The organism is Microbulbifer epialgicus (genome assembly GCF_041447265.1).
GTDB lineage: Bacteria > Pseudomonadota > Gammaproteobacteria > Pseudomonadales > Cellvibrionaceae > Microbulbifer > Microbulbifer epialgicus.
On record NZ_JBGMEK010000065.1, the window covers coordinates 1 to 24,059 of the forward strand.

The window sequence follows — 24,059 nt, forward strand, 5'->3', positions numbered from 1 at the left end:
TCGGTGCCAAAAAAGCTGGTTTGTTGGTACTGATCGGTGTCCGTGAGCATCATTATCCTTGAGCATTTCGACCAGAAATTTGGATCAGAATAGCGAAAACTGGTCGAAATGGCTATGTCATATATCCACGTAGTCCTAGTACCGCAAGGCCTAGCGACTTTTTTCAGGGTCGACTATTTAAATTTTCGAACTAGGCCCTGTAAACATATAGAGCGCGTCATACTATAAGGAGAAGGAGGGCGAATATGTCAGTAAAATATCATATCAAAATTTTTCGTAGCCAAGATTACAACTGAACGTTAGCAATTTTGACCTAGATTATACAGTCGCTCCCTAAAATCACGTAATCATCTGAAATAAACAGTTATAAGCTACTTAGAATCGGTGCTTTTCCTCGAATACTCCCTAGATAAATAGCCAAAAAAATTGCGCTGTTCGCCACTTTCAATTTTTCTCCGATCAAGCCTAATTAAAGCCTTTTTCCAAACACCTTCAAACGCTCTGGCAGTGGCCTTAGGGAAAGGTGTAAACAATGGATTAAATGGATTATTCCGAGCTTGCATCCAAACTGTCATACGATTTGATTTTTTAAGTGCAACTCCTCGGCGATGAAAACCATAAACGTTACCGATTACCAAGGTATTTTCAGGTACAGATAATTCTTTCTCAACATAACCCATTTCCTCAAGATCGTCCTTACTCACCCGAAAAGACCCATCCCAATACCGCCCTGAAGACCGATCTTCACCTTTTTTACAAGCTTCAAGACTTTCCTTGTACTCCCACTTAAGCCTCTTCCAAGTGAGCCTATGTGAGCCAGGAACATAAACATAGGAACCATTCTCATCACTCGTATTATCTATATATAACCACGCCTTAACACAGGGATGGAAAGTATCTACATGAAGATCACGCTGAGGATCCGGCCGAGGATGTACATTTGCATGATTACATAGATTTTCAATATAAAATAAAGGAGGACGATTTTTTGATGAGCAAAATCGCATCAAATGATTCAGGAATTGATTCTCCACTAGCTTTTTAAGCTCTTGAGCCCTAGACCTTTGTTCTGAATCCATAAAGATTCTTTGAGTTATTGTTGTCCCCTCGACAATTTCCCTAACCGGCCCCTCAAATCTATTAAGCTCCCCAGATAGTTTATAAAAATCTTCTTTAGGTAAGAAGTTTTCGATTAGAATGTACCCATTCTCAATAAACTCCCGTCGGTAATGAGAAGGAACGAGGGGAGAAAGAAGAAATAAACGAAACCTAAAAAGCAAGTGAGCCACCAGTACTCTAAATACATGTAGCCCACAACGATTAAGCACATAATTGCCTAGGATAGGATTACTCTTAAAGCTTTTCCCCCAGCTAATTACCTCAAACAGCCATTTTGGAACCTTCCATGTCAGGCTTAATATGGGTTGCAACATAACTCCCTCCAACCACAAACCTCATCTAACAGCTGCGTATACACAGCATGCCAATGTAAACTTTACTAGATCACAATAAACAAAAATGCAGCGAATACAATAAAATCTTGATCAATAACGCAAAAACTTACTCCGATACCAGCAAAAAACCTTATGAAAAATACTACTTTTCTTTTCACGAGATCGATTCTTATCAAACAATTCAATAGTAGTACTCACATCTATATAATCACCAGATCTAGGATCCACATAAATAGGATAAAGGATCAGAGCTCCAGCAATTAATTGATGTAAATTCAGTTTGCGGCTTCGACGTGCTCTAACATCTTCAAAATCTTTCTCCGCAAAATTCTTTTTGGAAAGTAGGAGATCCTCGCTTAACCCCCAACCAGCATAAAAAGGCAACCCATAAGTTACAACTTTTATATTGCGCAACAATGCTTCAAAACCGGTCAGCGAACTCATGGTGTGCACTTCATCAACCTGATCTAGGAGCAAAGATATATCACCATCAGCTATAAATGTGTCATAAATTAACTCTGAATCTTTAGGTAAAGCTCCATGGCGAGCCCCAGCTACGACATCTGGATGCGGTTTATAAATAATATAAGCATCCGGATTTGCCTCTCTTACATGCTTAAGAAGAGACAGGTTACTCTTTATAATTGGGGAACCGTGCGCAATCGACGCATCACTTTCTACTTGTCCTGGAACTAGAATTATACGCCTACCTGTAGAGGCTGGCAGACTAATTTCACCACCTATATTGTACTTAGTGACCCCTTTGCATAACAGCTTTGAGTGTAAATCTCTAGCATTCTTTAGTAACGGCTCACTAAAAGCAGTTTCACTCAGAATAGTTTCAAGATCATTCGGGCTTCTGGCATCAAAGTAAATGCCGGAAGCATCAAAAACCAGGGAAATTGGGGCAACCAGATCTGCACCTAATCCAGTAGAGCGTAGAAACCCATCTTCTACACGCCAAAGATTTTGGCGCGATTGATTTACATCCTTATATAGGGAGTCGGTAACTCGGCTTGCCCATATAAAAATATTAGTATTTTCAGGGAAGTGAGCTATCTGTTTCTGCTTTCTTACAAATGTAAGGTTGCGCTTGGCTCCAACAAAACTGGGGATAAAGCTCTTCTTCCAGGGAGAAAATCCCACTCCTACCCAGGAACCTTGAAATCTTTGCCATTGTCTTTTTTGTTCACCAATAAGCGCGACCGTGTCCTCAAATTCACAGCGCTGGCCTGTATATGGATTAATATATCGGCAATAGCGTAAATATGCGGCAAAAAACACTTGAGACAGAGTTCGGTTAACATTGCGGCGCCCTATATTTTGCCGATCCTTAGTCAACCCCCACCCCGCATAAAAGGGTAATCCAAAACAATGTACTTCTTTTCCAGCGACTAAAGCATCAAAGCCGAGCTGACTAGTTACCACATATACTTTATCTACCTGATCAAATATTGACCAAGGACAAAAGTTCTCAGAAATAATCCTACAGCCTCTCGTTGAGGCCAGCTCCCAGAGGTACCCTCGCTTCCTCCCTGCAATGACATCAGGGTGCACCTTGATAAAGATTTCAGCTTCGGAATTTTCTTCAATAGCAGCCTCTAACATCTCCCGAAAGTGCCGCTCAGACGCTTGCCCAGCCCGAACGGAAACATCACCAAAAGTTTGGTCTACGACCAAGATTCCTGCACGCTTTCCCGAGAATTCAAATGGGGAGTCTATAGATTGATTATATTTACAAAGCTTATGAGTCCTCAGTAGCTCCATTCCCTCCTCTGCACGCTCTAGTTCCTCAGAGGAAAACTCCGCTTCTAGTATCAAGGTTTCCAGATCACTAGGCTTGGAAGAATCGTAGTAAATTCCCGTTTTATCGACTGCTAAACTATGTGCTAATGCACCATTAACTCCCAACCCCAGAGAGCGTAAGAATCCATCTTCTACACTAATAAAAGGAAGATTGACCCGAGCGGCGATTTTCTTTGCCTTTATTGCAGTTGCTTTAAGCCCCCAGCCAATCATATACTCTGTTGAGCTCGCAGGCCGAAATAAGACATACTGACAAGGGCTCTCAAGAAAATTCTCGAGATTACGAAATCGGCTTAGGCCTAAAGAACAGTGGCCAATTATAGACATTTTTTTGCCTCAGCCAACAAACTTTCTCTTAGTGCATCATCCTCTGCCAAACTAAGAATGCCATCTACCCATAATGCTGGATCCATGGCTAGTAATAACCCATTTTTACGATGGTATACCACTTTTTCGTAAATATCGCCGGCAGCATAAATACCCACAGCACCTGCTTGAGTAATATCAAAAAATTTAGTGTGGGATCTGGCTCTATTAAAAGGTAAGTCCAACAACGGTGCCAAGCCAATAGTACGACCTGGCTTCTGCAGCATGGACAGATAATTTGGCCAGTTCATTGGATGCAATACCTGTACACGTGGCATACTACCAAAAAGACGATTTATACTTGCATTTCCAATTACTTCGAATGTTAGCCTGGGATTGTGTTTAAGAACTTCCTGAATAACAGGACGCAACCATTGAATATCCTCTTGATGAGATGCCGAACCATGATAGAAAACAGTCAGACATGATTCAGTGCTATCAATCAAAGGTTTAGGCTTTATTAATTTAGGCGCCCATTTAACATATTTATTCTGTAAATAATGAGTTGACACCCAGAGTTGAGCTCCAACAGATTTTAGCCATCGTTGCCTTAACCAGCTATATCGGAAAATCTTTGCTTGATACCGAAATGGCATAGAGGAAAAAGCCTGCCAATCAAATAAATCATCATCTATAAAGAAATATATTCCGGAGATCTTTTCAAGGTTCTTATTAAGAAGAGATTGCCACTTGAACGGCAGATAACGAACAAATATTAAATTGGAATCTTGCAATCTCTCCTCATTTGCCAGCTCATGAAAATTAACACGCTCCACACTAACTCTCATATCAGTGAGAAACGGCAAAATAAAATAGTCGGTAGAGGGATTTGGCCCCTCTTCTACGATTAACCAACGGCTGGTAAGGCTCAAATCAGATTCCAAAAACATTAACCCTCAAAAGGGAATACGATTGGCAGTAGTATTATAACGGTTACTGAATAGGCAATAGTGAGGGGTAAGCCTGCGCGCAAGAAATCTCGCAAGTGGTATCCCCCTAGGTTTTGCACTATCAGATTGGTTTGATAACCAAAAGGGGTTAAAAAGCTGGCACTAGCACCATAAGCTACCGCCATTACAAAAGGCATCCAATTGACCCCGAAGCTCTCTGCCAAACTCCACGCCAAGGGAAAAGCCAAGGCTGCAGCAGCATTGTTAGTCATTAACTCAGTGAGTATTAAAGTCAGTATAAAAATACCCACTAAGCCGGCTAATGGCCCCCAGTCAGCAAGTAAGCCCTGTAATCCTCTGGCTAACGCATCCGCTAGGCCACTACCTGAAAAGGCTTCAGCCAACACGAGCGCGCTAGCGATAATCAGCCAAATCTGGAATGGAAAGCGTCGCTGCAATTCAGTTGTCGACACCATACCCAAACCAATCATACCGCCAAGTAGTACCACTAATCCCTTTAGTAATGAGAAATATCCAAGAGCGGCTCCGGCCACTACTGCACTAAACCCCAGCCCCAGCAACCAATTGTCTCGCCTGGACAGCTCACGACGTACTTTTGTCCCGCTGATGACATAGAAGTTTTTATCAATATTTAAGTGGTGCCGGAAGTCTTGCCCTACCGCCAACAATAAAGCATCTCCCGCACGTAGCTCTATCTCACCAAGCTTACCCGACAGGCGGTCACCACCGCGACGCATAGCAACCACTGCTGCATCGAAACGGGTACGAAATTTGCAGCTTTTTAGGGTTTGTCCAAGAATACTGGAACTTGGAGTAATCACCACTTCGGTAAGATTTAGATCAAGTTTCTCATCTTCCAGCGCGAATAGGCGTAAGCCTGCTATATCTTGTAGACGCCCAAGGTCACGTACATCACCGCTAAAGATTAATTTATCTCCACAACGAATTATCTCCGACGGCCCCACGGGGCTGATTACCTGGTCACCACGCGCTATTTCAATCAGGTAGAAAGTCTCCAGGCGACGTAAATGGTTCTGCTCAATACTCTTACCGTCAAGAGGGGAATTCTCCACTACTTCTGCTTCCAACAGATATTCGGTTATAGGTTCTTCAGTGACGCTCCCCTCAGGAAGCAAACGATTACACAGCAACAGTACAGTCAGCCCTACTAAAGTTGCAGCCAACCCTACTGGTATAAAGACGAAGAAGTCCAGGCCTGGCAAGCCACGATCCAGCACAAAACTATTGACAATCAGGTTAGTGGAAGTCCCTATCAGGGTAAGAGTCCCTCCAAGAATGGCTGCATAAGATAGCGGCATCAAAAGTTTGGCAGGTGGCAAATGCCGCTGCCCTTTAACACTAGATGCAAGAGCTGCCACCACCGCCGTATTGTTTAGAAAAGCCGAACTCAATGCCGTAGCAGCGGAAAGCCTCACCAGACTGGCCTTGAGGGAGCCCTTGATCAGCCCTCCTGACATCACTCGCAACCAACGAGCCTTCTCCAGCCCCACCGATACCAACAATAATGCGACCAATGTCACGAGGCCTGGGTTAGTGCCCTTCTGTAACGCTGACTCAACAGATACCAGCCCAGTTAAGAAACATGCTCCTGCGGCCGAGGCGAATACTAAGGACGGCCGGAAGCGCGTAAAGATCAGCAAACCGATAACTAGGGCGAAGATGCCAGCGATAAATAATTGAGGAAGAGTCATAAGGTCAGGACGTCGCTCTGGTTACCGATGCAAGTGGTTGTTTTTGTCCACAACTTTGGCAAAGGCGGCTTATGCCAAATCCGACGCAATTATACCGCCGAGCCTCCGCTCTCTGACGTAGAGAGCGAAGTCTACAGCATTTCTGAAAAAACACATGAATTCAGCCTGCACCAAATACCAAGTCTCATTTTTTCCAGTAACTCAGAGTCGCGAAGGCATAGCAACCGAAATACCACACCCTCCAACAATTACGCTAATGAAAAGTCCTCATGCACCAAAGTCAGGTTGGGATTATACGCTGGATCCTTATCTAGCAGATCCCCCCATTGGCTGCGCATGTATTCAGCCTCTCGCTGCGCCCGACGGCGCTTGATCATCGTGTCATCAGCGCCACGAGAAACCGATTCGTGATGGTAGAGCTCTGCGTAAGGGGTCCATAGATTGCGATAACCTGCCTCTCGCACTTTTAGGCATAAGTCCACATCATTGAAGGATACGGCTAGATCTTCTTCATTCAGGCCTCCTACTTCCTCGAACACCTTTTTGCGTAGCAGTAGACAAGCCGCCGTTACTGCCGAGAGATTTTGTACTAAGTGCAGGCGTGAAAAATAACCGTATTCATTACGATTGAAATACTTGTGGGCGTGACCCGCAACACCACCGATTCCAAGGATTACGCCGCCGTGCTGGATGGTATCATTGGGATAATAGAGCTTGGCTCCTACACAACCAATTTCGGGCCTTAACACTTGGCCCGCCATCTCACTCAACCAGTCGTCGTTAATCGGCTCGATATCGTTGTTGATCAGCCCAATAATCTCCCCTTTTACGAGCTCAACACCGAAATTGTTGATTGCAGAATAGTTAAATGGATGGTTCCAGCGGTGCACAGTGACCCGGGAATCGGAAGCGCTTACCTCTTCTAGAAAGTGCAAAGTGGCCTCACAGCTACTCTGATTGTCTAAAATCAGCAATTCAAAATTCGGATAGTTTGTTTTAGACAAAATCGCTTCTACACAAGGCTTTAGAATATCGACCCCGTCCCGCGTAGGTACCAACAGACTAACTAACGGAGCAGGTTCAGGTATAGCCCAACGCACCCGATAGCTATTTGGGACTGTACCTGGCACTGCAGCAGCTTGCAATCCTTGACTTTTCAGATAATCACTCACTGCTCTCAGCCCTGCTGTCTCAGCATAAATTTTCGCACTGCCCGCCTGCGCAGTAGAGCCGCTGATTGCCCGCCAGTGATATAGTATTTCTGGAATATGCACTACGTTATCGGCATTCAAGTATGGCATACAGCGCAGCAACAAATCATGATCCTGACTACCCTCAACCCCCAGACGGAAGCCCCCCACATTCTCAACAAGTGCGGCCTTTAATATTGTCAAATGGCAGATATAATTCTGTGACAGCAGCAAGTCTGGATTCCAATTCGACTTAAAGTGGGGAGCAAAACGCTGGCCCAGTTCATCGATTTTGTCCTCATCACTGTAGAGTAGTAGTGCCTTAGGGTTATCAGCTATAGCTTCGATAATTTTCTGCAGTGCGTATGGTGCGAGTGTATCATCGTGATCCAGCAAAGCGACATATTCACCCGTTACCAGCGCGAGGGCACTATTACTCGCTGCCGAAATATGTCCGTTGTCTTTCCGGAATACCACTTGGATACGGGGATCAAGTGACTGGTACTCCTCTAGACATGCCTTTACCTCCGACTCTGGAGAGGCATCATCGGCTATGCAAAGCTCCCAATTAGAGTATGACTGCGCCAGTACCGAATTGATACAGTCGCGAAGTAGTGTGACCTCCGTGTTGTAAGTCGGCAGGATAATTGAAATCAATGGCCCATCAGTATCAGTTACTGGCTCCGACTTGGGCAATCTCAACGCCTCGACCTGATCAATCCATTCCTGATATTCCAAACCCGTACACTTGCGACTAAACGTTTGTGCATAATAAGAGAGACCAAGATCAACCCAATTGCCCCCCTGCTCTATAGCTTCATTTTTTAGATTCGCCAACACTTCCCCCCTATTAAACTTCCTGAATCGAGGGTGCTTGGCTATCAAACGCTTGGCAAGCAAACTATATGCAAATCTAGGCATCAGAGGTACTAACCGCAGCTGAGCGATACTAAATAATCCAGCTTCTTCCATCGGGTCAAAACGAAGCTCCTGTACACCCTTTGGAAAATATAGGACTCGCTTTACTATTCGTTCAGAAATGCAGCTCAACGAATAGCGCTCTTCCTCACTGAAGCCAGAGCCTGTATTCACATAAAGGCTCGCATTCGCGCTACTTCGGTTATGTATAAGTCGTAACTCAAACATGTACCAACCCCGTCGAAGACAACCTTTAGGTAAAGAAAATTGTGGATCTATACCAAGAGAGCGCCAATGAAGCTCTTCGCCACCTCCATCAACAGGCTCAATATCGACAATTGGTACAAGATCGGAGAGCAAATCGATACTAAAAAGGGATTTTATAAATTTAACCACGGTATTTGGCCTATCTATTCCATGTTTTCAGGGACATAGCCCCTCAATAATTGTAGTAAATCTATCTGAAATGAAATCAAACATAGACTCATATTGTTTAATATATGTTTAAGTTAGCAGTAAGAAATATCATCGATATAAAGCGCTAAGAAACGGACTCAAACGAGTAATGTACCTTTGCACTTAAAAACGTACCGTATATATATGCCTCGACCTTATCTTCAGGCGTTAATACCCTACTCGGCTTATATCGGAAACCACAGTTTAAATGGCTAGAAATTCCCTTTCTAAGGACATCCGGCCGCGGGCAATCAACCTTAACTAAATGCTCTTGTTCATTTATCAATAAGCGAACTTTTAGAGGCCCTTCAAATTCTGATATAGCCCAACCGCTGATGATTTCTGGCGTCACATTCACCACAGCCTTTCCATAGCAAAGATAGGGAGATTTTGTTTCCAGTTGTTCACCCACCTCTTTGATCACCAGTTTCACATCCCCAACGAAGCTGGACATAATATCATCTAGCTCATCATTCAAGTCATGAGCCCTGAAATAAGATTCGCCTTTTTGTCTACCAGCACTGCCCGCGCCAGACCCTTTCCTCTGTTTATTGATGATATGCTCCTGGCGAGACTTAACCACATAGTGGTTAATGCGTACTCGATTATATTGAACATCTACTGTTTTTGGTTCCGATGGGGCGCCATTTTCGAATTTGGTGGGTTCCAGATTACCTGAATAATAGCCGCCGGACTTCAGAGTACACTCGTGTATGTTCATTTTTTGAACCATACTAGGTTTCAAAATTGTCTTAATATGGCGATTGAAGTCATGGTCTTTTTTCGATGCTCGCCTAAAGCGTTCGATAACCGGCCCAGCACTCCGTACTTTATGCCCAGATGAACCAAAATTACGCCAATTAAGTGCCAAAGCACCGGCATCCTCAATAGCATGAAAAGCTGCCAGGTTTTCTTTTAGGCTCAATTCATTTGTACTGACAATAAATTCATCCGCGTCTATAAAAGCTAAAAGGTCTACCTCTCCTCCATAGTAATTTAAAATATGGTTGTAGGCGGGTACCTGGGGTCCAACATCTCCCACCCTAGGGAAATGGACTCTTTTGATTACTCCTAGATAATCTAGCGCTTCAAGTAACTGGGAAGAGCCGTCGTCACTGACATTATCTGCGATATAGAAGTTATCGACTCCCATCAACTTGTGATAGGCAATCCACTCCAAGATATAGTCATATTCATTTTTAAAAATTGCAGCGATTCCAAGCTTCATTCTCACTCCAACAGGGCACTTTTTAGTGTCAACACGTCACTAACACAGTTTAATAGGTAATTACAAAATATGTATATATTTAGGAGCACTTGCGGAATTATTGCAAATACCAGATTCTAATTACTACTATCGACTCACTAATAACACTACTAGGCAGTTTTGTGAGTATGACCATAATACGAAGCATTAATCTCTGTGCAACCAATAAAACTCTTTAGCTTATCTCCACCGTCTGTTTCAATATCAAATAAAAGGAAATTCTCACGTCCATAAAAATACTGAAGTACTGTAGAGTGATGTCTATACCACTCATGTTTCCAGTGGAGAATAACCTCCTCACGATCACAAGAATAAATATCTTGAAAACGTCTCAGATAGCTTCCACCACCATGCTTTAATCGGCTATTTATCCACTTATCTACAGGACGAGTATTTAAAATAAAATAAGAATCAGGGTACTGCCGATCCAGTTCCTGGAAGTATTTTTCAAAGGCATATAGACATCGCTCGGAAGTAACCAGTTCCATATCACTGAAGAAATTATACTCTTCATAAGCACTCAGCAGTGGTCGTCCCAGCTGAGAGTTTTCTTCAAGCTTTAGAGCTAAATTCCCATAATCCCAGTGGATAGCTTTGTAGCCATTGCGTGAAAAAAAGTGATTCAAACTTGTTGTACCACACTTATTAAAACCTATCTGAAATACTTTCATACAAAATACCAAACTTAAGAAAGCCTATTAAATACTAGGAAGTGTCCAGTCAAAATCTACGAATGGTAAGGGCTGCCCTGTACTCGCCACAACACATTCTACATCGTCAGGGCCTACCACATCGCAAACCTCCAAGGAAAACCCTACAAATCCCCCTCGTCCCAGGCCACGAGCCTTACAATAAGGCCGGTACTCATTGGCCTTACATTCAGCCACTACCCTTTTACCTACTCTGAGTTGTACCAATACCGCTTCATCTACATCCTCAGAGACCGCCCAGCCTTTTAGCCTCCCTGCCTCAAACTTGGTAACACAACCACATACAAAACTTTGATCAGCATTAGCAAGGCGAATGCGCCAATTAAACTGGATACGGGCACGATCGTAAAAATCGAGTTCCTCTGCATTAAGACTCCGCAGCTCCAGCAGTTGTTCTGCTGAAAGTAGCTGTGGTTCTACCCTTTCACTCTTAGCTATATTCTTATGTAGATAAGGAATCTCGATATTGAATTTCCGGTTAAGCAAAGATAAAGACTCCTGATAAGCATCCACAAATCCAATAAAGCCAAATTCTGTCCAAGTTCTTCGCCCTACAAGACGAAGCTGTCGATTGATATATTCAGGATTTCGATAGAAGCTCTCAAAACTTACTTCGTTGCCTGTATTTCTTACAATATGATTATATTCAGAGACAATTCTTTGTATCGGATCACGCAAAAAGGTAATCACTCTCCCAGCATCAAATATATCGATGTACTTTGCAGCATTAAAGTGGCCAGTTAAAAACTGGTAGCCCTGCCTTATAAACTCTCTTTCAAAAATCCAACCATCTTTCTCACTAGAAAGCCAATCTCTAACAATCACGCTGGTTTCTAGCGACTTCTTACCATAATCTCGACAGACGTTTTCTTTACCAAAAAAAGAATCAGCCCCCCAACGAAAGCTAGTTCCAGCAGTTTTAGGAATATGTACAAACACTATAGGCTTCACCACAAAAATCACCTTAGATAGATATCGAGATGCAATTCAGAACTAAAATTTTAGTCCGCTTCAAAAATATCGCGGGTATAAACTTTACCCTTTACATCAGATAATTCGTCTGAAATTCGGTTAGTAATAATCACATCAGATATTTGCTTAAATTCCTCCAAATCCCTTATAACTGGAGAGTTAAAGAAATTATTATCTTCAATAACAGGCTCATAGACTACTACATCAATTCCTTTCGCTTTAATACGCTTCATAACTCCTTGAATTGAAGATGAACGAAAATTGTCAGATCCAGCCTTCATTATGAGTCGGTATACCCCAACAACCCTAGGATTCTTTTTGATAATCGACTCAGCGATAAAGTCTTTTCGGGTGGTATTTGCATCCACAATGGCAGATATCAAGTTATTTGGTACATCACGATAATTTGCTAAAAGTTGCTTAGTATCTTTTGGTAAACAATATCCGCCGTAGCCGAATGATGGATTGTTATAGTGCATACCTATTCTGGGGTCCAAGCCTACCCCCTCGATAATCTGACGAGTATCCAAGTTATGACTTTCTGCATAGGTATCTAGCTCGTTAAAATATGCAACTCGCATAGCCAAGTATGTGTTCGCAAATAACTTAATTGCTTCCGCTTCAGTAGAATCACAAAAGAGAATCGGGGAATCCCTCTTTCTAGCCCCCCGCATCAACAACCTGGCAAACTCCCTTGCTTTTTCAGATAGCCCACCAACCACAATACGAGAAGGATGTAAATTATCGTAAAGCGCCTTACCTTCTCGCAAAAATTCAGGGGAAAAAAAGATATTTTCATAGTTTAAGTCTTCACACATTCGCTGAGTAAATCCTACGGGAACCGTGGACTTTATTATCATTGTCGCTTGAGGATTAACAGCTATCACATCATGAAGCACCGACTCTACTGACTTAGTATTGAAGTAATTTTTTATTGGATCATAGTCTGTAGGTGTAGCAATTATCACAAATTCCGCATCGCGGTAGGCACGCTCTTTATTCACGGTAGCCCTTAGACTCAAAGATTTTCCAGCCAAAAAACTTTCTATCTCATCATCCAAAATAGGAGAAATTTTATCATTAATTAAATTTACTCTATCTGCCGAAATATCTACAGCAACAACATCGTTATGCTGTGCAAGTAATACCGCATTAGAAAGTCCAACGTAACCTGTACCCACCACTACTATTTTCATAAACTTTATCTACGAAACCTATGAAGACCACAACTAAACTTCAACACTCTATTTCAACTCAAAAAAGTAACTGTGCTTCAACTTTACATAAGCTATTTATAAGCACACCCATCGAACTTTATTTAAATAAACCTATCTCCAAGCATTCTAACATAGCCTGTAAATCCTCCTTTACTACATGGCTATCAGGCTTTCCCAGAAGATGTACACACAACCATTCCTTTCCCACCAGTATCGACATAATAACTATTAGAATTCCTCGATTTGTAATTTCCGCGGGATAAATTCTCATCGTCTTTCGACTTCTATTTGATATTTCCCTGTAGATATCCCAGAAAACCGAGCACCACCTAATTACACATTCATGGGAGCCGCTGCAGCGCCAGCTGCCTTTTCCAGAAACATATAATTTATGGACTTATCGAAAATCTCTTAGCTCTTGAGCGTAAATAAGGATCACTCTTGGCGTCTTAATAAATGCCCTACAAGTATCAAAATTTTTCATTCACCACACCTCCTACTCAATTAAAAAATAAGAACTATTCTGGAACTAACTCAATGTGCTAGATGTTTTTATCAGTGTTTTTCATTACATGTAGTGTTTGCCCCTTGAAATTTTAATCCTTCAGATCGATTTATAGACCTTTATCAGTATCAGCCCCATTACCTCTTCCCGTTAATTCCGTTCATACTGAGCAAAAATCTAGTTCTGGTAACTTCCATCCATTACGGAATTCCACCAGCCGTCATTTTCCAAATACCATTTGAGCGTCTTACGGATACCCGTCTCAAAACTCTCCTGTGGTTGATAACCTAACTCAGTATTGGATTTTTGAGGATCTATAGCATAACGGCGATCGTGGCCAGCTCTATCCCGCACAAAAGTTATCAACTCCTGTGCCCTGCCTTCTATAGCAGATAGCGCCTGAGGATATTTTTCGGCAAATACCGAGTCCCCAGTAAACTCCTTATTCATCAGCTCGCAAACTAGTCTAACAATATCGATATTGGTCCACTCGTTGATCCCACCAATGTTATAACACTCGCCTAGTTGCCCCTTATTAATTACCAAGTCAATACCACGAGCATGGTCCTCCACATAGAGCCAGTCACGGACCTGCTGACCATCGCCATATATTGGTAATGGCAAATCTCGTAGGATATTGGTTATAACTAGAGGAATTAGTTTTTCTGGAAAATGGTAGGGACCATAATTATTTGAGCAGTTGCTAGTAGTTACCTTTAACCCGTATGTATGGTGGTATGCACGTACCAAGTGATCTGATGCAGCCTTACTAGCGGCGTAAGGACTATTGGGTGCGTACGGCGTGGATTCACTAAATGCTGGATCATTAGGTTCTAAGGTACCGTACACCTCATCCGTTGAGACATGGTGGAAATGATGTGTTTCTTTATTAAGCCCTTCTTTCAACCAAGTTTTTTTTGCTGCTTTTAGCAAACTATGGGTCCCTACAATATTCGCTTCAATAAATGCATCAGGCCCACTAATAGAACGGTCCACATGACTTTCTGCTGCAAAGTGAACTAAGGTATCAATATGATACTCCTTAAGAAGAGTCTCCACTAAAGAAGTATCACAAATATCACCATGATAGAAAATAAAATTAGGGCTATCCTTAACATGATCTAAATTCGACAGATTACCTGCATAAGTTAATGCATCTAGAACCACCACAGTATCCTGTGGATAAGTTTTAACCCAATAATGCACAAAATTAGCACCTATAAATCCAGCGCCACCAGTTACCAATAAGTTTTTCATTTTTGTACCACTATTAATCACAATATCTTTAAGTTTGACGCATGGTGCAATTAATTATATAAATTACTTAATGCAATTCAGCTTTAGTTGAAAAAGCTTGTTTGAGGGATTCTCGCCAATTTTTTAACTCAATCCCCAGTTCGCTAAGCAGCCTACTTTTGTCTAGGACACTGTATGCTGGCCTTTCCGCTGGTGTTGGGTAATCACTGGTAGCAATTGCATTGATAACTAATTTTTTTTCTTGAGGAAGCAGCCCATGGAGTTTTGCCTCTTCAAATATTGCCACCGCAAAGTCATACCAGCTGGCCACGCCCAGGTCGGTACAATGGTAAATACCCACTGCATCTTGTTTTTCTGCTAATCTGTATAAAATTTCTGCAAGAGTGCCTGTCCAAGTTGGCGTCCCAACCTGATCTGCCACTACGCCCAACTGCTCTCTCTCGGACATTAATCGTAACATCGTATTAACAAAATTGTTTCCGTGAGCGGCATAAACCCATGATGTTCGAACTATTATCGCATCTGACAGCAATTCTTGAATAACGGCTTCTGCTTCAGCCTTACTTGCACCATACACACCAAGAGGCACTACTTGGTCGTTTACCGTATAAGGCGTAGATTTTTTCCCATCAAAAACAAAGTCTGTAGATACGTGGATAAATCGAATATCTAACTTCTTGCATTCCCTGGCAAGATTCTCTGCACCTTTTGAGTTAATCGTATAAGCGATCTCTGGTTCTTGCTCAGCTCTATCGACTGCGGTATAAGCGGCTGTATTTATAATGATATCCGGTCGCACCTCCCGAATGACTTTTTGGACAGCATGGCTATTAGAAACATCCAGCTCATTGCGGTTTAGAGCTACTACTTCAATCCCTATAGGGCATCGGATTTGAAGCTCACGCCCTAGCTGACCATTTTTTCCAGTGATAAGAATTTTCTTATTTGCCATTCCAATTTGCCCGAATAATACTAATACGGTGACCTAGCTACACCGCAGCTTTTGAAATTTAAAGTGATTTGACAGATGAGGTTTTCTGCACAAAGTGAAATAACAATTACCCTATAAAAGAAATCTTTTACTAAGTTTTTTAGGCAAAGTACACAGCATCCACAAAATTACTTCCGTCGCGATCCTTTTGTGATAATTGAGGTAATTGATCATCAACAAGAGGCCAGGCAATTCCTAAGTCTGGATCGTTCCAAAGGAGGGACTTTTCGTACTCTGGTGCGTAATAATTCGTGCACTTATATACAAACTCGGCACACTCGCTAGTCACATAAAAACCATGAGCGAAACCCTCCGGTACCCACATCTGACGTCTATTTTCTGAAGAGAGGCACACTCCAACCCATTGCCCAAAAGTGGGGGAGCTTTTTCGCAAATCTACAGCAACATCAAAAACTTCGCCATGTATTACACGTACCAACTTACCTTGGGTCTGCTCAGTCTGATAATGTAGTCCTCGTAAAATTCCTTGTGATGATTTACTGTGGTTATCCTGTACAAAAACTCGCTTCACACACTCTGAATTAAAAATATCATCACGAAAAGACTCAAAGAAAAAGCCTCGCTCATCTCCAAAAATATTTGGCTCAATTATTTTTACATCAGGAATTTTTGTTTCGATAATATTCATACTGCTTTGAATGTTTGCTAAAGTTGAAGATCAACACTCTACTACTTTGAAGTAAAAATGATGGAGTTGCCCACCCATAGGCAATGCTCCGATTTAGCTCTAAAATAGTCCAGTTCTGCGCTTTTGAGCTATCTACATATTAAGCGTATCTACGTTTACTTAACGATGAAATTTCCCCGCTTTCCATCAATAATTGCATAAGGTATTTACCGTAGCCGCTTTTCATTAAAGGTTGTACTTGAGCCTCCAGCTCTTCAGCACTAATAAATCCTTTCCGGTAAGCGACTTCTTCTGGGCAAGCTATTTTTTGACCTTGGCGGCGCTCAATAGTTTGTACAAAATGTGCAGCGTCTAGCAAGTTATCGTGTGTACCAGTATCCAGCCAAGCACTACCACGCCCAAGGCACTCTACGTCCAAGAGATCTTGCTCTAGATACACCTTATTAATATCAGTAATTTCCAACTCGCCACGAGCACTGGACTTGATATCCCTCGCTATATCGCAAACTTGCTTATCATAAAAATATAAGCCAGTAACTGCATAATTAGACTTTGGGTTATCTGGCTTTTCTTCAAGGCTAATAGCTTTTCCTTTCTCATCAAACTCTACTACTCCATAAGCTCTAGGGTCCGCTACGCGATAACCAAAGACAGTAGCTCTATTCGACCTAAAATCTGCCAGCTGAAGTGTTTGACTGAAACTATGAGCGTAAAAAATATTGTCACCCAATACGAGAGCACTATTATGATTTCCTACATGCTCCCGGCCAATAATAAAAGCTTGAGCCAGTCCATCTGGAGATGGTTGCACAGCATAGGAGAGGTTTATCCCCCATTGTGCGCCATCTTCAAGCAAGCGCTGATAGAGCACTTGCTCTTGCGGTGTTGTAATGATCAAAATATCTCTGATCCCGGCCAGCATAAGTGTAGTTAATGGGTAATAAATCATTGGTTTGTCATAAACCGCCATCAACTGCTTACTAACTCCTTTTGTCAACGGGTACAACCGTGTACCAGAACCTCCAGCTAATATTATCCCTTTCCGTTCAGAAAATCCCTTCACAACCATTTCCCCACCCTTCAATTTCTATGATCGCCCTAATCTGCAAACTCTTTGTTGACGTTATAAATACCAATGTGCTTCTGCATGGTTAACAAGTAATACAGATCCAGTACTACTGGGTCAGAAGGAAAGAATACACTGCACTCGAGACGCGCTGTGAATACATCCCTGTAGCGCAGTGTATCTAACCTCTAGTAAATAAATTTCGACGTGAATAATTACACACTAGATTAAGAATCTGTATTGCTCTTTCCTTACAGATCATCACACCTATTATTATCAGCTAGAACATCCAGAAAAGATGGCCTCTGCATTGTAGTAGCAAAAAAGAAGCCAACCTTATGTATCTTTAATATACGCATATCCCAACCTAGAAGGATAAAACAGCCGCAGTGCCAACAGCGATGCGGTAAAGTATTTCTGTCACATCTTTGGTAACTTGCAGCTCACTCGACTGAATCTTCGGCATAACCATAATTTCATCTCCCGGACGCAAACGATTCCCTAGTCGATTATCAAAATCCCTATCGTCGATACGACTAACAGTGCCATCGAGATGTAAAATAACTAACTCATCTCGGTTAGCGTTGTTAGCAAATCCACCGGCCAGCTCTATATAGTCTTCCAAAGTACGTTTTTTGTTATAAACCAGCGAGGTTGGAAAGATAACCTCCCCCACAATTGAAACAGTTGAAGATTTAAGTGGCACCACAAGCTCATCACCATCTTCAAGCAGCATATTTGCTGCGTTGGGGTTATTGGCAATTACCACTTGCCCCCTAGGTTTTGCTTTGCGAGCCTGCTCAATAAAATTCTGAATCATCATGGCACTGTCTTTTTGTGCAGTTTTTTCTAGGTCTGTATTAGGCTGGCGCGTGAGAACTTCCATTTGCAAGGCATCTAATGAACGATTCAAAGCTGCGCGCTGACGCTCAGCAACGCTATCTCGATACAGCTGAATAGAGTCTCTGTCAGCATTAGCACGGAAGTCCAACTGAACTAAAAGCTCATCTAGTGTTGCACCATAGGGCAGCACATAGGTTGCCGGGCCATCGAGTTCTCCTGATACACGTATAGATATTGACTGAATGTCGTTATCTCTTACTAACTCAACTTGTGCTCCAGGATAGAGACGTGTTGTCATAGCATCAGTCAATGACATGTACTTTGCCTGCTGAACTCCATCAACAACTTGGGTAATTCGGGCAAAATTCGCTTGAGGATCTGGCTTAGTGACAAGTAACATTTCTCCAAGCTGAGTATAAGGCCCTGTGAACTCCATTTGCGCAGCTTGCTGTACTGCTCCTTCAACAGTTACCGAACCATTGCGTGCCCCAACTACCACAACATCGCCACTGCGCAATTGAAGTGCCGGCATAATGCCGTCTACCAAGAAATTATACAGATTGACTTTTTGGATTTCTGCTCCTCGGCGCATAACTTTGATATCGACAAAGCTCCCACTTAATTTGTCAATCCCACCAGCACTATCAAGGTAGAAAAGAATAGAGTCCGAACTAAATCCATTGTATAAACCAGGGTTATTCACATAACCAGTTACAAATACCTTTACCGGCTGACTTGCTTCCAAATTTGCATATGCTTGCACATTATTCTTAAATACACGCTTCACATGTCGGAGTACAAAGTCATTCAGGGCACCATTTTTTATCCCTGCGACGTGCACAGGACCCACTTCCGGCACAAATATATTACCTTTGGGGTCTACTGGTAATGTCGCGCTAAAGCTATAAGCACCCCAAAGTTGCAAATTTATTTGGTCGCCGACTGTAATTTGGTAGTCAGGATTAAAGCCAATAAATGGCTGATCTTTAAATCCCCCCTGGAACAATGATGCACCAAAAACTGGAGTTGTATTTTGAGATAGCTCTGAGGGAGCGGTTTCATCAATTAATTGGGTCTCAAATGCTGTAGTCTGCATACAGGCAACCGAGGTCAATAGTCCAAGGCCCACCCCAAAGCTCTTAATTTTTCCTGTAATCATTTGTGTAATCTTTCTAAGCGAAAATTTACCAGCAAGCTAGTACATACGGCCCAGCTATCACGAACGACCCTACATTCTATGTTCACGAACAGTGATAATGAGCATTTTTCCTATCCCATATAGCATTAATAGAACTATTGCGAGACTGGCAAGGTTATATAGTTTGTGAGGGTACTCAGCTTTCTCAGCTAAGGACGGCTGGGTCAGCACCATTAAGTGTTTAAGTCTGCCAGAAGCTTCCATACGAGCAGTCTCTAAAGCCTTCAAGGAGGCTGCATAAGCATCAGTCGCAAACTGTAGATCAAGCTCTAAATTTTGGAAGTGTGCCCCTAGGAAGTTGAGTTTCTGATCCCCTTCATCATCCCCCATACCAACCAAACGGACCTTTTCTAATTCTATTTGATTTTCAATAGCGTCTATATCTGCCTGCATGGAGATAATCTGCGAGGAATCAGCGTTGAGGTAGGTCTTTGCGGCAGTAAGCTGTGCTCGCTGCTCTGCTAAGCGCGACTCCAATCCCTGAATAATAGTGCTGATACCTTTAGTGAGCTCCTCAGGACTCACTACTTTGTGACTATTTTGGAAGTCCAGAATCTCCTGCTTGGCAATGCGTAGCTTACTTTGTGCTAACTCAACTTCGTTCTTTACAAAGGCTACTTGTTTATCAGCCAATTGGTTGCTTATCGCATTGACAAAATCTTCAGATTTCTGGGTTACAGTCTCAGCCAATAGTTTTGCAAAAGCGGGGTCAAAAGCCTGCATCTCTATTGTGATAATTCCTGTTACTTCATCATGAGCGATGCTTATATGCTCTCGGTAATAATCAAGGTAATCTTCCTGAGTCGCATCAACCGATAAACGTGAGAAAAGGTCATGGCGGGTACTCTTGTAATACTCTGCCAATTTTAGTTTCTCATTCAAATACAGCGCCATATCTAGTGATTGAATATAATTCACTACCAAGAAGGCATCCTGATTATCAGCTCCCATACCCGGAATTAATAAACCTAAAGCGGGAGAAGCCGTTTGAGATGAAGCACTATCTTTCACTATCAGCTGGGTGCCACTCACATAACGTTCAGAAACCCAAAAGAGGTAGTAGCCACTAACCATAATCAGAGGCATAACAATAAAAAGAACCCTTCCTTTTAAAAAACTAAGACGGCTGGATACTGAATGCTGTCCCCCATTCAACAGTGCACTTAAAGTTTTAGTCAGTCTTACGCGCAAGCTCTGTGAGTTATTTTCATTTTTTGCCTGGCTATGTTTTCGCTCTTCAACTAGCGGATCCTTAACTTCCATAATTAACTCTTAAGTTCGACAGCAGGAGTAGCGACACCCTTTGGAGATTGAGACTTTGCTTGTTCACCTTGATACAACTTGATAGCTTCATCCACGGTGTCAAAAATTGTCAGTCCTCCGGACTCAAGGTAAATACCTACATCACAGTTCTTCCTTAGTGCCGGCATCGCATGTGCCACGATGATAAAAGAAGAACTCTTACGCTTTTCTGTAATTACGTCTTCGCATTTTCTTTTAAAGTGCGCATCACCAACTGACATCACTTCATCCACTAAATAGACATCAAAATCAAAAGCAATACTTAGGCCAAAAGCAAGGCGTGAACGCATTCCAGAAGAATAACTACTTACAGGCATATCGAAATAGTTACCTATTTCAGCAAAGTCCTGCACCTTATCCATTACCCTGCGCTTTGCGCTACCCCAAATACCATGGATGCCACAGATAAATGCCGCATTTTCACGCCCAGTCATGCTGCCTTGAAAGCCGCCAGCCAGCCCCATTGGCCAGGATATCTTCTGGTTGGTAACCACCCGCCCCGAATCCGGATAGTCAATCCCCCCCATAATTCGCAGCAGCGTTGATTTGCCAGCTCCATTACGCCCCAGAATGCCTATATTTTTCCCCTCCGGAAAAATAGCATTGACATTTTGAAACAACACCTTACGACCACGAGGGGTGCGATATGATTTCGTCAAGCTTTCTAATCTAATCAATGGCTTCTTACCAAATCACGCCAGTTTGCTCGGTAGCACAGCAGACCGAAAGCAAGCATTGATACCGAGGCAAACCCCAAATAGGCCAAACTGCCAAACATCCCACTGTAATTGGCAAACAAACCCTCTCGATTTAATTCAATGACATGTAACAAAGGGTTCCATACCAAATAGGCATGGTACTCTCCTGGGATATGCTCCAAGGAGAAGAACACCCCAGACATGAAATACAAGGGCCGCACAAGCAGGGGGATCAACTTCGCAAGCTCGGGAAACTTCTCCCCTACAACACAGAGCGCTAAACTTAGCCCTAGACAAAAGAAAAAAAAGAGCAGATTGACCACCACCAAAAGCAAAAAGTTATTGAAGCGTGTTGAAATACCAAACCATGCAAATACCCCCATTAAGACCACAAGAGTCGCCACATAAATAGCAAACTCCAAAAACACACGGCTTAATACTGCGTCGAAAGGTCTTAGCTGGCGGTAGTTAAACAGCCCCCGATTTGATGCTACTGCTGTCAAACTTTTATGGACGCAATGACTAAAGAAAAGAAAAGGCGCTATCCCCCCCAGCATAAATAAAGCAGTAGGAACGCCAGGATAGTGTGCCCCCCTCAGAAAACTAAAAACAGCCACCAATACCATGATATGTAGCGCCGGCTCAAGTAACACCCAAGCGTAGCCAAGTTTCCACTTGCCAAAGCGCGTTTTCATCTCGCGTACCAATAGCGCGTAAATCACATCTCGCTGAATTTGCCAGACAGAGCGCTGAGCAGAGGACTCCATAACAATCAACTTTCTTTACAATATGTGAACTTGTCGACTCCAAACACAAGAGGAGTCTGAGAAAATTACACCTGTTCCGCCCAGAAGTGCTGACCACCTAATCAAAGGCAACGAGCACTAGCTACTTTGCCCCTATCTTTGCCAGCAAAGCTAGAAACACAATTGCCACATAAGCGATATTTCTAACTACGTGGACACTCATCACAATCGGCGCGACATCCTAGCCTAGCTCTTCTTCATCGTCACTATAAATCAATTACACGCCATTACACCTAACCCACCAACTCTACACTTATGCGTCATATACTGAACTACTAAACGATACTCTCAATCAGATTCCTACTAGGGTCGCAGCAAAAATGAGTTACAACCGGGCCTGGTGTTCAAGGGCTTGAAAATAAGCGGCGTATCAGGTTGATTTGCTGCCGCTAAACAGCCAACCAAGGAATACACCAAAATGAACAAGAATGCCGTTGTCGAGCTTTCAGGTCGACACGAGACTTCCGACCATTGACTGGGTTTCTGCGCCGAGGCGCATAGGAATTGCTTCAGCAAGCCGTGGGAGCCGAGCTAGCCCCTTTCATGGAAGCCTTCTGTGAGCACCGATTAGATCCTAGGTTTACACAACAACCGACACTCTTGATGATTGCGAAGGGGCCAGCTAGATGTAGGCTGGTAAGCTTCCACACAAACAAGCCAGGAACTCCATGGGAACCCATAACAGTTAGCTACCCCTGAAGAAACGACACCAAATCAAAGTCCTCAAAGAGCATGCTATTCGACCCTAGCGATTGCACAACAGCTCAATCACTTCAACAGAACTATCTTCCGCGAGCTAAAATGCTGCAGCCCTTACTGTATCGAAAGCGGCCATACATCAGTGTGACACACCAGATTTTCCAAGCCACACCAGCAGCTGTCACACTTGTCGGCAGTGTCGCCATCAATCTCTCCCTAGAACATCTTCCAGCCTTCTTCATCGTGACTGAAAGTAGCGAATGGTGACCGCTAGCTGGACCTCAATGCCGACTATTACCCGCAGGGCAGAATAATTAAGGGTAATCCTCGGCAACCTCTTGCAGCTTTTCATAGTCCAGCAAGCGGCTGGCAGTATATTGGTAATGCCGGCCAACTTATTGATCTTGAAAAAGATGTGTACAGATCTATCGCCGCTTTGGGCTTCTTGTCCTGCTTCCAGGAAATCCCACGTCACATCGGCAATACCAGTACTTGGGATACACACATTGAGTTCCTATAGCTCTAGTTTTTATCGGTTTAATTTGATCCGGCTCAAAGCCTGTAAAGCTGGCATAGGCACCGGCATTAGTTTAGCCCGCCACCTGTTCATTCAAAAAGATGCTGACCTCCTCATAATCATTGCTATGTTCCGTTTGATAAGCCTGTGTAACTCGCTCTTCATTATGGGCCATTAGCTGTTGCACTGACTTTATGTCATACCGCACTCGCTTAAATCGATCAGAGGCGAGGCTACGAACCTCGTGGGAGGTGGGAGGTGGGAGGTGGGAGGTGTTTGATTTTAGGTAGGCTGATATACAAGCCAGTCGCGTTGCGTACTTCAGTAGACATATCGCTGAGCCGGTCAGGGCTCACTTGGCGGGTGCGCTCTTTGGCTCTTCTTGTGCGCTGTTGTTTAAATGTGTGGTACATTAGGTAGCGATTTCCCGATAGTTTGATATATTTTGCCATTCCTCTGTGGGGTTGAGTTATTGTCAATTCTGGTGTTTAGCCAGTCTGATCAAGCAGCGCTCTGATCGGTGGTTGTCGCTTCCTCTCCATCCGTGAA

General features: G+C 43.0%; 18 protein-coding genes. All 18 read right to left on the reverse strand.

Annotation, left to right across the window (positions count from 1 at the left end):
* Window positions 1-371 precede the first annotated feature (371 nt).
* A complete protein-coding gene (locus ACCI49_RS19015; RefSeq protein ID WP_371840748.1) occupies window positions 372-1,433 on the reverse strand; it encodes a phytanoyl-CoA dioxygenase family protein in 1,062 nt (353 codons plus the stop codon).
* Between the two features lie 111 nt (window positions 1,434-1,544).
* On the reverse strand, window positions 1,545-3,473 hold the full coding sequence (locus ACCI49_RS19020; protein WP_371840749.1) for a capsule polysaccharide biogenesis protein: 1,929 nt from the start codon (window positions 3,471-3,473) through the stop codon (window positions 1,545-1,547).
* A 104-nt stretch (window positions 3,474-3,577) separates the two neighbouring features.
* Entirely contained in the window at window positions 3,578-4,498 is a 921-nt protein-coding gene (locus ACCI49_RS19025) for a glycosyltransferase family protein (protein ID WP_371840750.1), read from the reverse strand.
* Between the two features lie 17 nt (window positions 4,499-4,515).
* Window positions 4,516-6,249, reverse strand: a complete 1,734-nt coding sequence (locus ACCI49_RS19030) for an SLC13 family permease (protein ID WP_371840751.1) — start codon at window positions 6,247-6,249, stop codon at window positions 4,516-4,518.
* 248 nt (window positions 6,250-6,497) lie between these two features.
* Window positions 6,498-8,753 carry a glycosyltransferase family 2 protein gene (locus tag ACCI49_RS19035; RefSeq protein ID WP_371840752.1) on the reverse strand — a complete coding sequence of 752 codons (2,256 nt, stop codon included), beginning with the start codon at window positions 8,751-8,753 and terminating at the stop codon, window positions 6,498-6,500.
* A gap of 145 nt (window positions 8,754-8,898) precedes the next feature.
* Window positions 8,899-10,041, reverse strand: coding sequence for a glycosyltransferase family 92 protein (locus ACCI49_RS19040; protein WP_371840753.1), 1,143 nt, complete (start codon window positions 10,039-10,041; stop codon window positions 8,899-8,901).
* 149 nt (window positions 10,042-10,190) lie between these two features.
* Window positions 10,191-10,751, reverse strand: a complete 561-nt coding sequence (locus tag ACCI49_RS19045; protein WP_371840754.1) for a sulfotransferase — start codon at window positions 10,749-10,751, stop codon at window positions 10,191-10,193.
* 27 nt (window positions 10,752-10,778) lie between these two features.
* Complete coding sequence (locus tag ACCI49_RS19050) at window positions 10,779-11,744, reverse strand: sulfotransferase family 2 domain-containing protein (RefSeq protein ID WP_371840755.1); 966 nt, start codon at window positions 11,742-11,744, stop codon at window positions 10,779-10,781.
* A 47-nt stretch (window positions 11,745-11,791) separates the two neighbouring features.
* Window positions 11,792-12,958 (reverse strand): nucleotide sugar dehydrogenase, encoded by a 1,167-nt coding sequence (locus ACCI49_RS19055; protein WP_371840756.1) that lies wholly within the window; start codon window positions 12,956-12,958, stop codon window positions 11,792-11,794.
* Between the two features lie 703 nt (window positions 12,959-13,661).
* On the reverse strand, window positions 13,662-14,741 hold the full coding sequence (gene rfbB / locus ACCI49_RS19060; protein ID WP_371840765.1) for a dTDP-glucose 4,6-dehydratase: 1,080 nt from the start codon (window positions 14,739-14,741) through the stop codon (window positions 13,662-13,664).
* Between the two features lie 67 nt (window positions 14,742-14,808).
* On the reverse strand, window positions 14,809-15,693 hold the full coding sequence (gene rfbD, locus ACCI49_RS19065; protein WP_371840757.1) for a dTDP-4-dehydrorhamnose reductase: 885 nt from the start codon (window positions 15,691-15,693) through the stop codon (window positions 14,809-14,811).
* Window positions 15,694-15,832: 139 nt separating this feature from the next.
* Window positions 15,833-16,381 (reverse strand): dTDP-4-dehydrorhamnose 3,5-epimerase, encoded by a 549-nt coding sequence (rfbC, locus tag ACCI49_RS19070; RefSeq protein WP_371840758.1) that lies wholly within the window; start codon window positions 16,379-16,381, stop codon window positions 15,833-15,835.
* A 139-nt stretch (window positions 16,382-16,520) separates the two neighbouring features.
* Window positions 16,521-17,450, reverse strand: a complete 930-nt coding sequence (gene rfbA / locus ACCI49_RS19075) for a glucose-1-phosphate thymidylyltransferase RfbA (RefSeq protein WP_371840759.1) — start codon at window positions 17,448-17,450, stop codon at window positions 16,521-16,523.
* A gap of 364 nt (window positions 17,451-17,814) precedes the next feature.
* Window positions 17,815-19,449 carry a polysaccharide biosynthesis/export family protein gene (locus ACCI49_RS19080; RefSeq protein WP_371840760.1) on the reverse strand — a complete coding sequence of 545 codons (1,635 nt, stop codon included), beginning with the start codon at window positions 19,447-19,449 and terminating at the stop codon, window positions 17,815-17,817.
* A gap of 69 nt (window positions 19,450-19,518) precedes the next feature.
* Entirely contained in the window at window positions 19,519-20,751 is a 1,233-nt protein-coding gene (locus tag ACCI49_RS19085; protein WP_371840761.1) for a KpsE/RkpR family capsule polysaccharide export protein, read from the reverse strand.
* Between the two features lie 2 nt (window positions 20,752-20,753).
* On the reverse strand, window positions 20,754-21,467 hold the full coding sequence (locus tag ACCI49_RS19090) for an ABC transporter ATP-binding protein (protein ID WP_371840762.1): 714 nt from the start codon (window positions 21,465-21,467) through the stop codon (window positions 20,754-20,756).
* Window positions 21,464-22,255: an ABC transporter permease gene (locus ACCI49_RS19095; protein ID WP_371840763.1), complete on the reverse strand. Its 792-nt coding sequence runs from the start codon at window positions 22,253-22,255 to the stop codon at window positions 21,464-21,466. The genes ACCI49_RS19090 and ACCI49_RS19095 overlap by 4 nt, the downstream gene beginning before the upstream one ends.
* Before the next feature lie 976 nt (window positions 22,256-23,231).
* On the reverse strand, window positions 23,232-23,498 hold the full coding sequence (locus ACCI49_RS19100) for a hypothetical protein (RefSeq protein WP_371840764.1): 267 nt from the start codon (window positions 23,496-23,498) through the stop codon (window positions 23,232-23,234).
* Between the last annotated feature and the right edge of the window lie 561 nt (window positions 23,499-24,059).

Coding starts and splice junctions, on each gene's coding strand:
- ACCI49_RS19080 (WP_371840760.1), bottom strand. CDS start 19,449: ATGATTACAGGAAAAATTAAGAGCTTTGGGGTGGGCCTTGGACTATTG.
- rfbB (WP_371840765.1), bottom strand. CDS start 14,741: ATGAAAAACTTATTGGTAACTGGTGGCGCTGGATTTATAGGTGCTAAT.
- ACCI49_RS19040 (WP_371840753.1), bottom strand. CDS start 10,041: ATGAAGCTTGGAATCGCTGCAATTTTTAAAAATGAATATGACTATATC.
- ACCI49_RS19095 (WP_371840763.1), bottom strand. CDS start 22,255: ATGGAGTCCTCTGCTCAGCGCTCTGTCTGGCAAATTCAGCGAGATGTG.
- rfbA (WP_371840759.1), bottom strand. CDS start 17,450: ATGGTTGTGAAGGGATTTTCTGAACGGAAAGGGATAATATTAGCTGGA.
- ACCI49_RS19020 (WP_371840749.1), bottom strand. CDS start 3,473: ATGATTGGCTGGGGGCTTAAAGCAACTGCAATAAAGGCAAAGAAAATC.
- rfbD (WP_371840757.1), bottom strand. CDS start 15,693: ATGGCAAATAAGAAAATTCTTATCACTGGAAAAAATGGTCAGCTAGGG.
- ACCI49_RS19055 (WP_371840756.1), bottom strand. CDS start 12,958: ATGAAAATAGTAGTGGTGGGTACAGGTTACGTTGGACTTTCTAATGCG.
- ACCI49_RS19030 (WP_371840751.1), bottom strand. CDS start 6,249: ATGACTCTTCCTCAATTATTTATCGCTGGCATCTTCGCCCTAGTTATC.
- rfbC (WP_371840758.1), bottom strand. CDS start 16,381: ATGAATATTATCGAAACAAAAATTCCTGATGTAAAAATAATTGAGCCA.
- ACCI49_RS19045 (WP_371840754.1), bottom strand. CDS start 10,751: ATGAAAGTATTTCAGATAGGTTTTAATAAGTGTGGTACAACAAGTTTG.
- ACCI49_RS19085 (WP_371840761.1), bottom strand. CDS start 20,751: ATGGAAGTTAAGGATCCGCTAGTTGAAGAGCGAAAACATAGCCAGGCA.
- ACCI49_RS19015 (WP_371840748.1), bottom strand. CDS start 1,433: ATGTTGCAACCCATATTAAGCCTGACATGGAAGGTTCCAAAATGGCTG.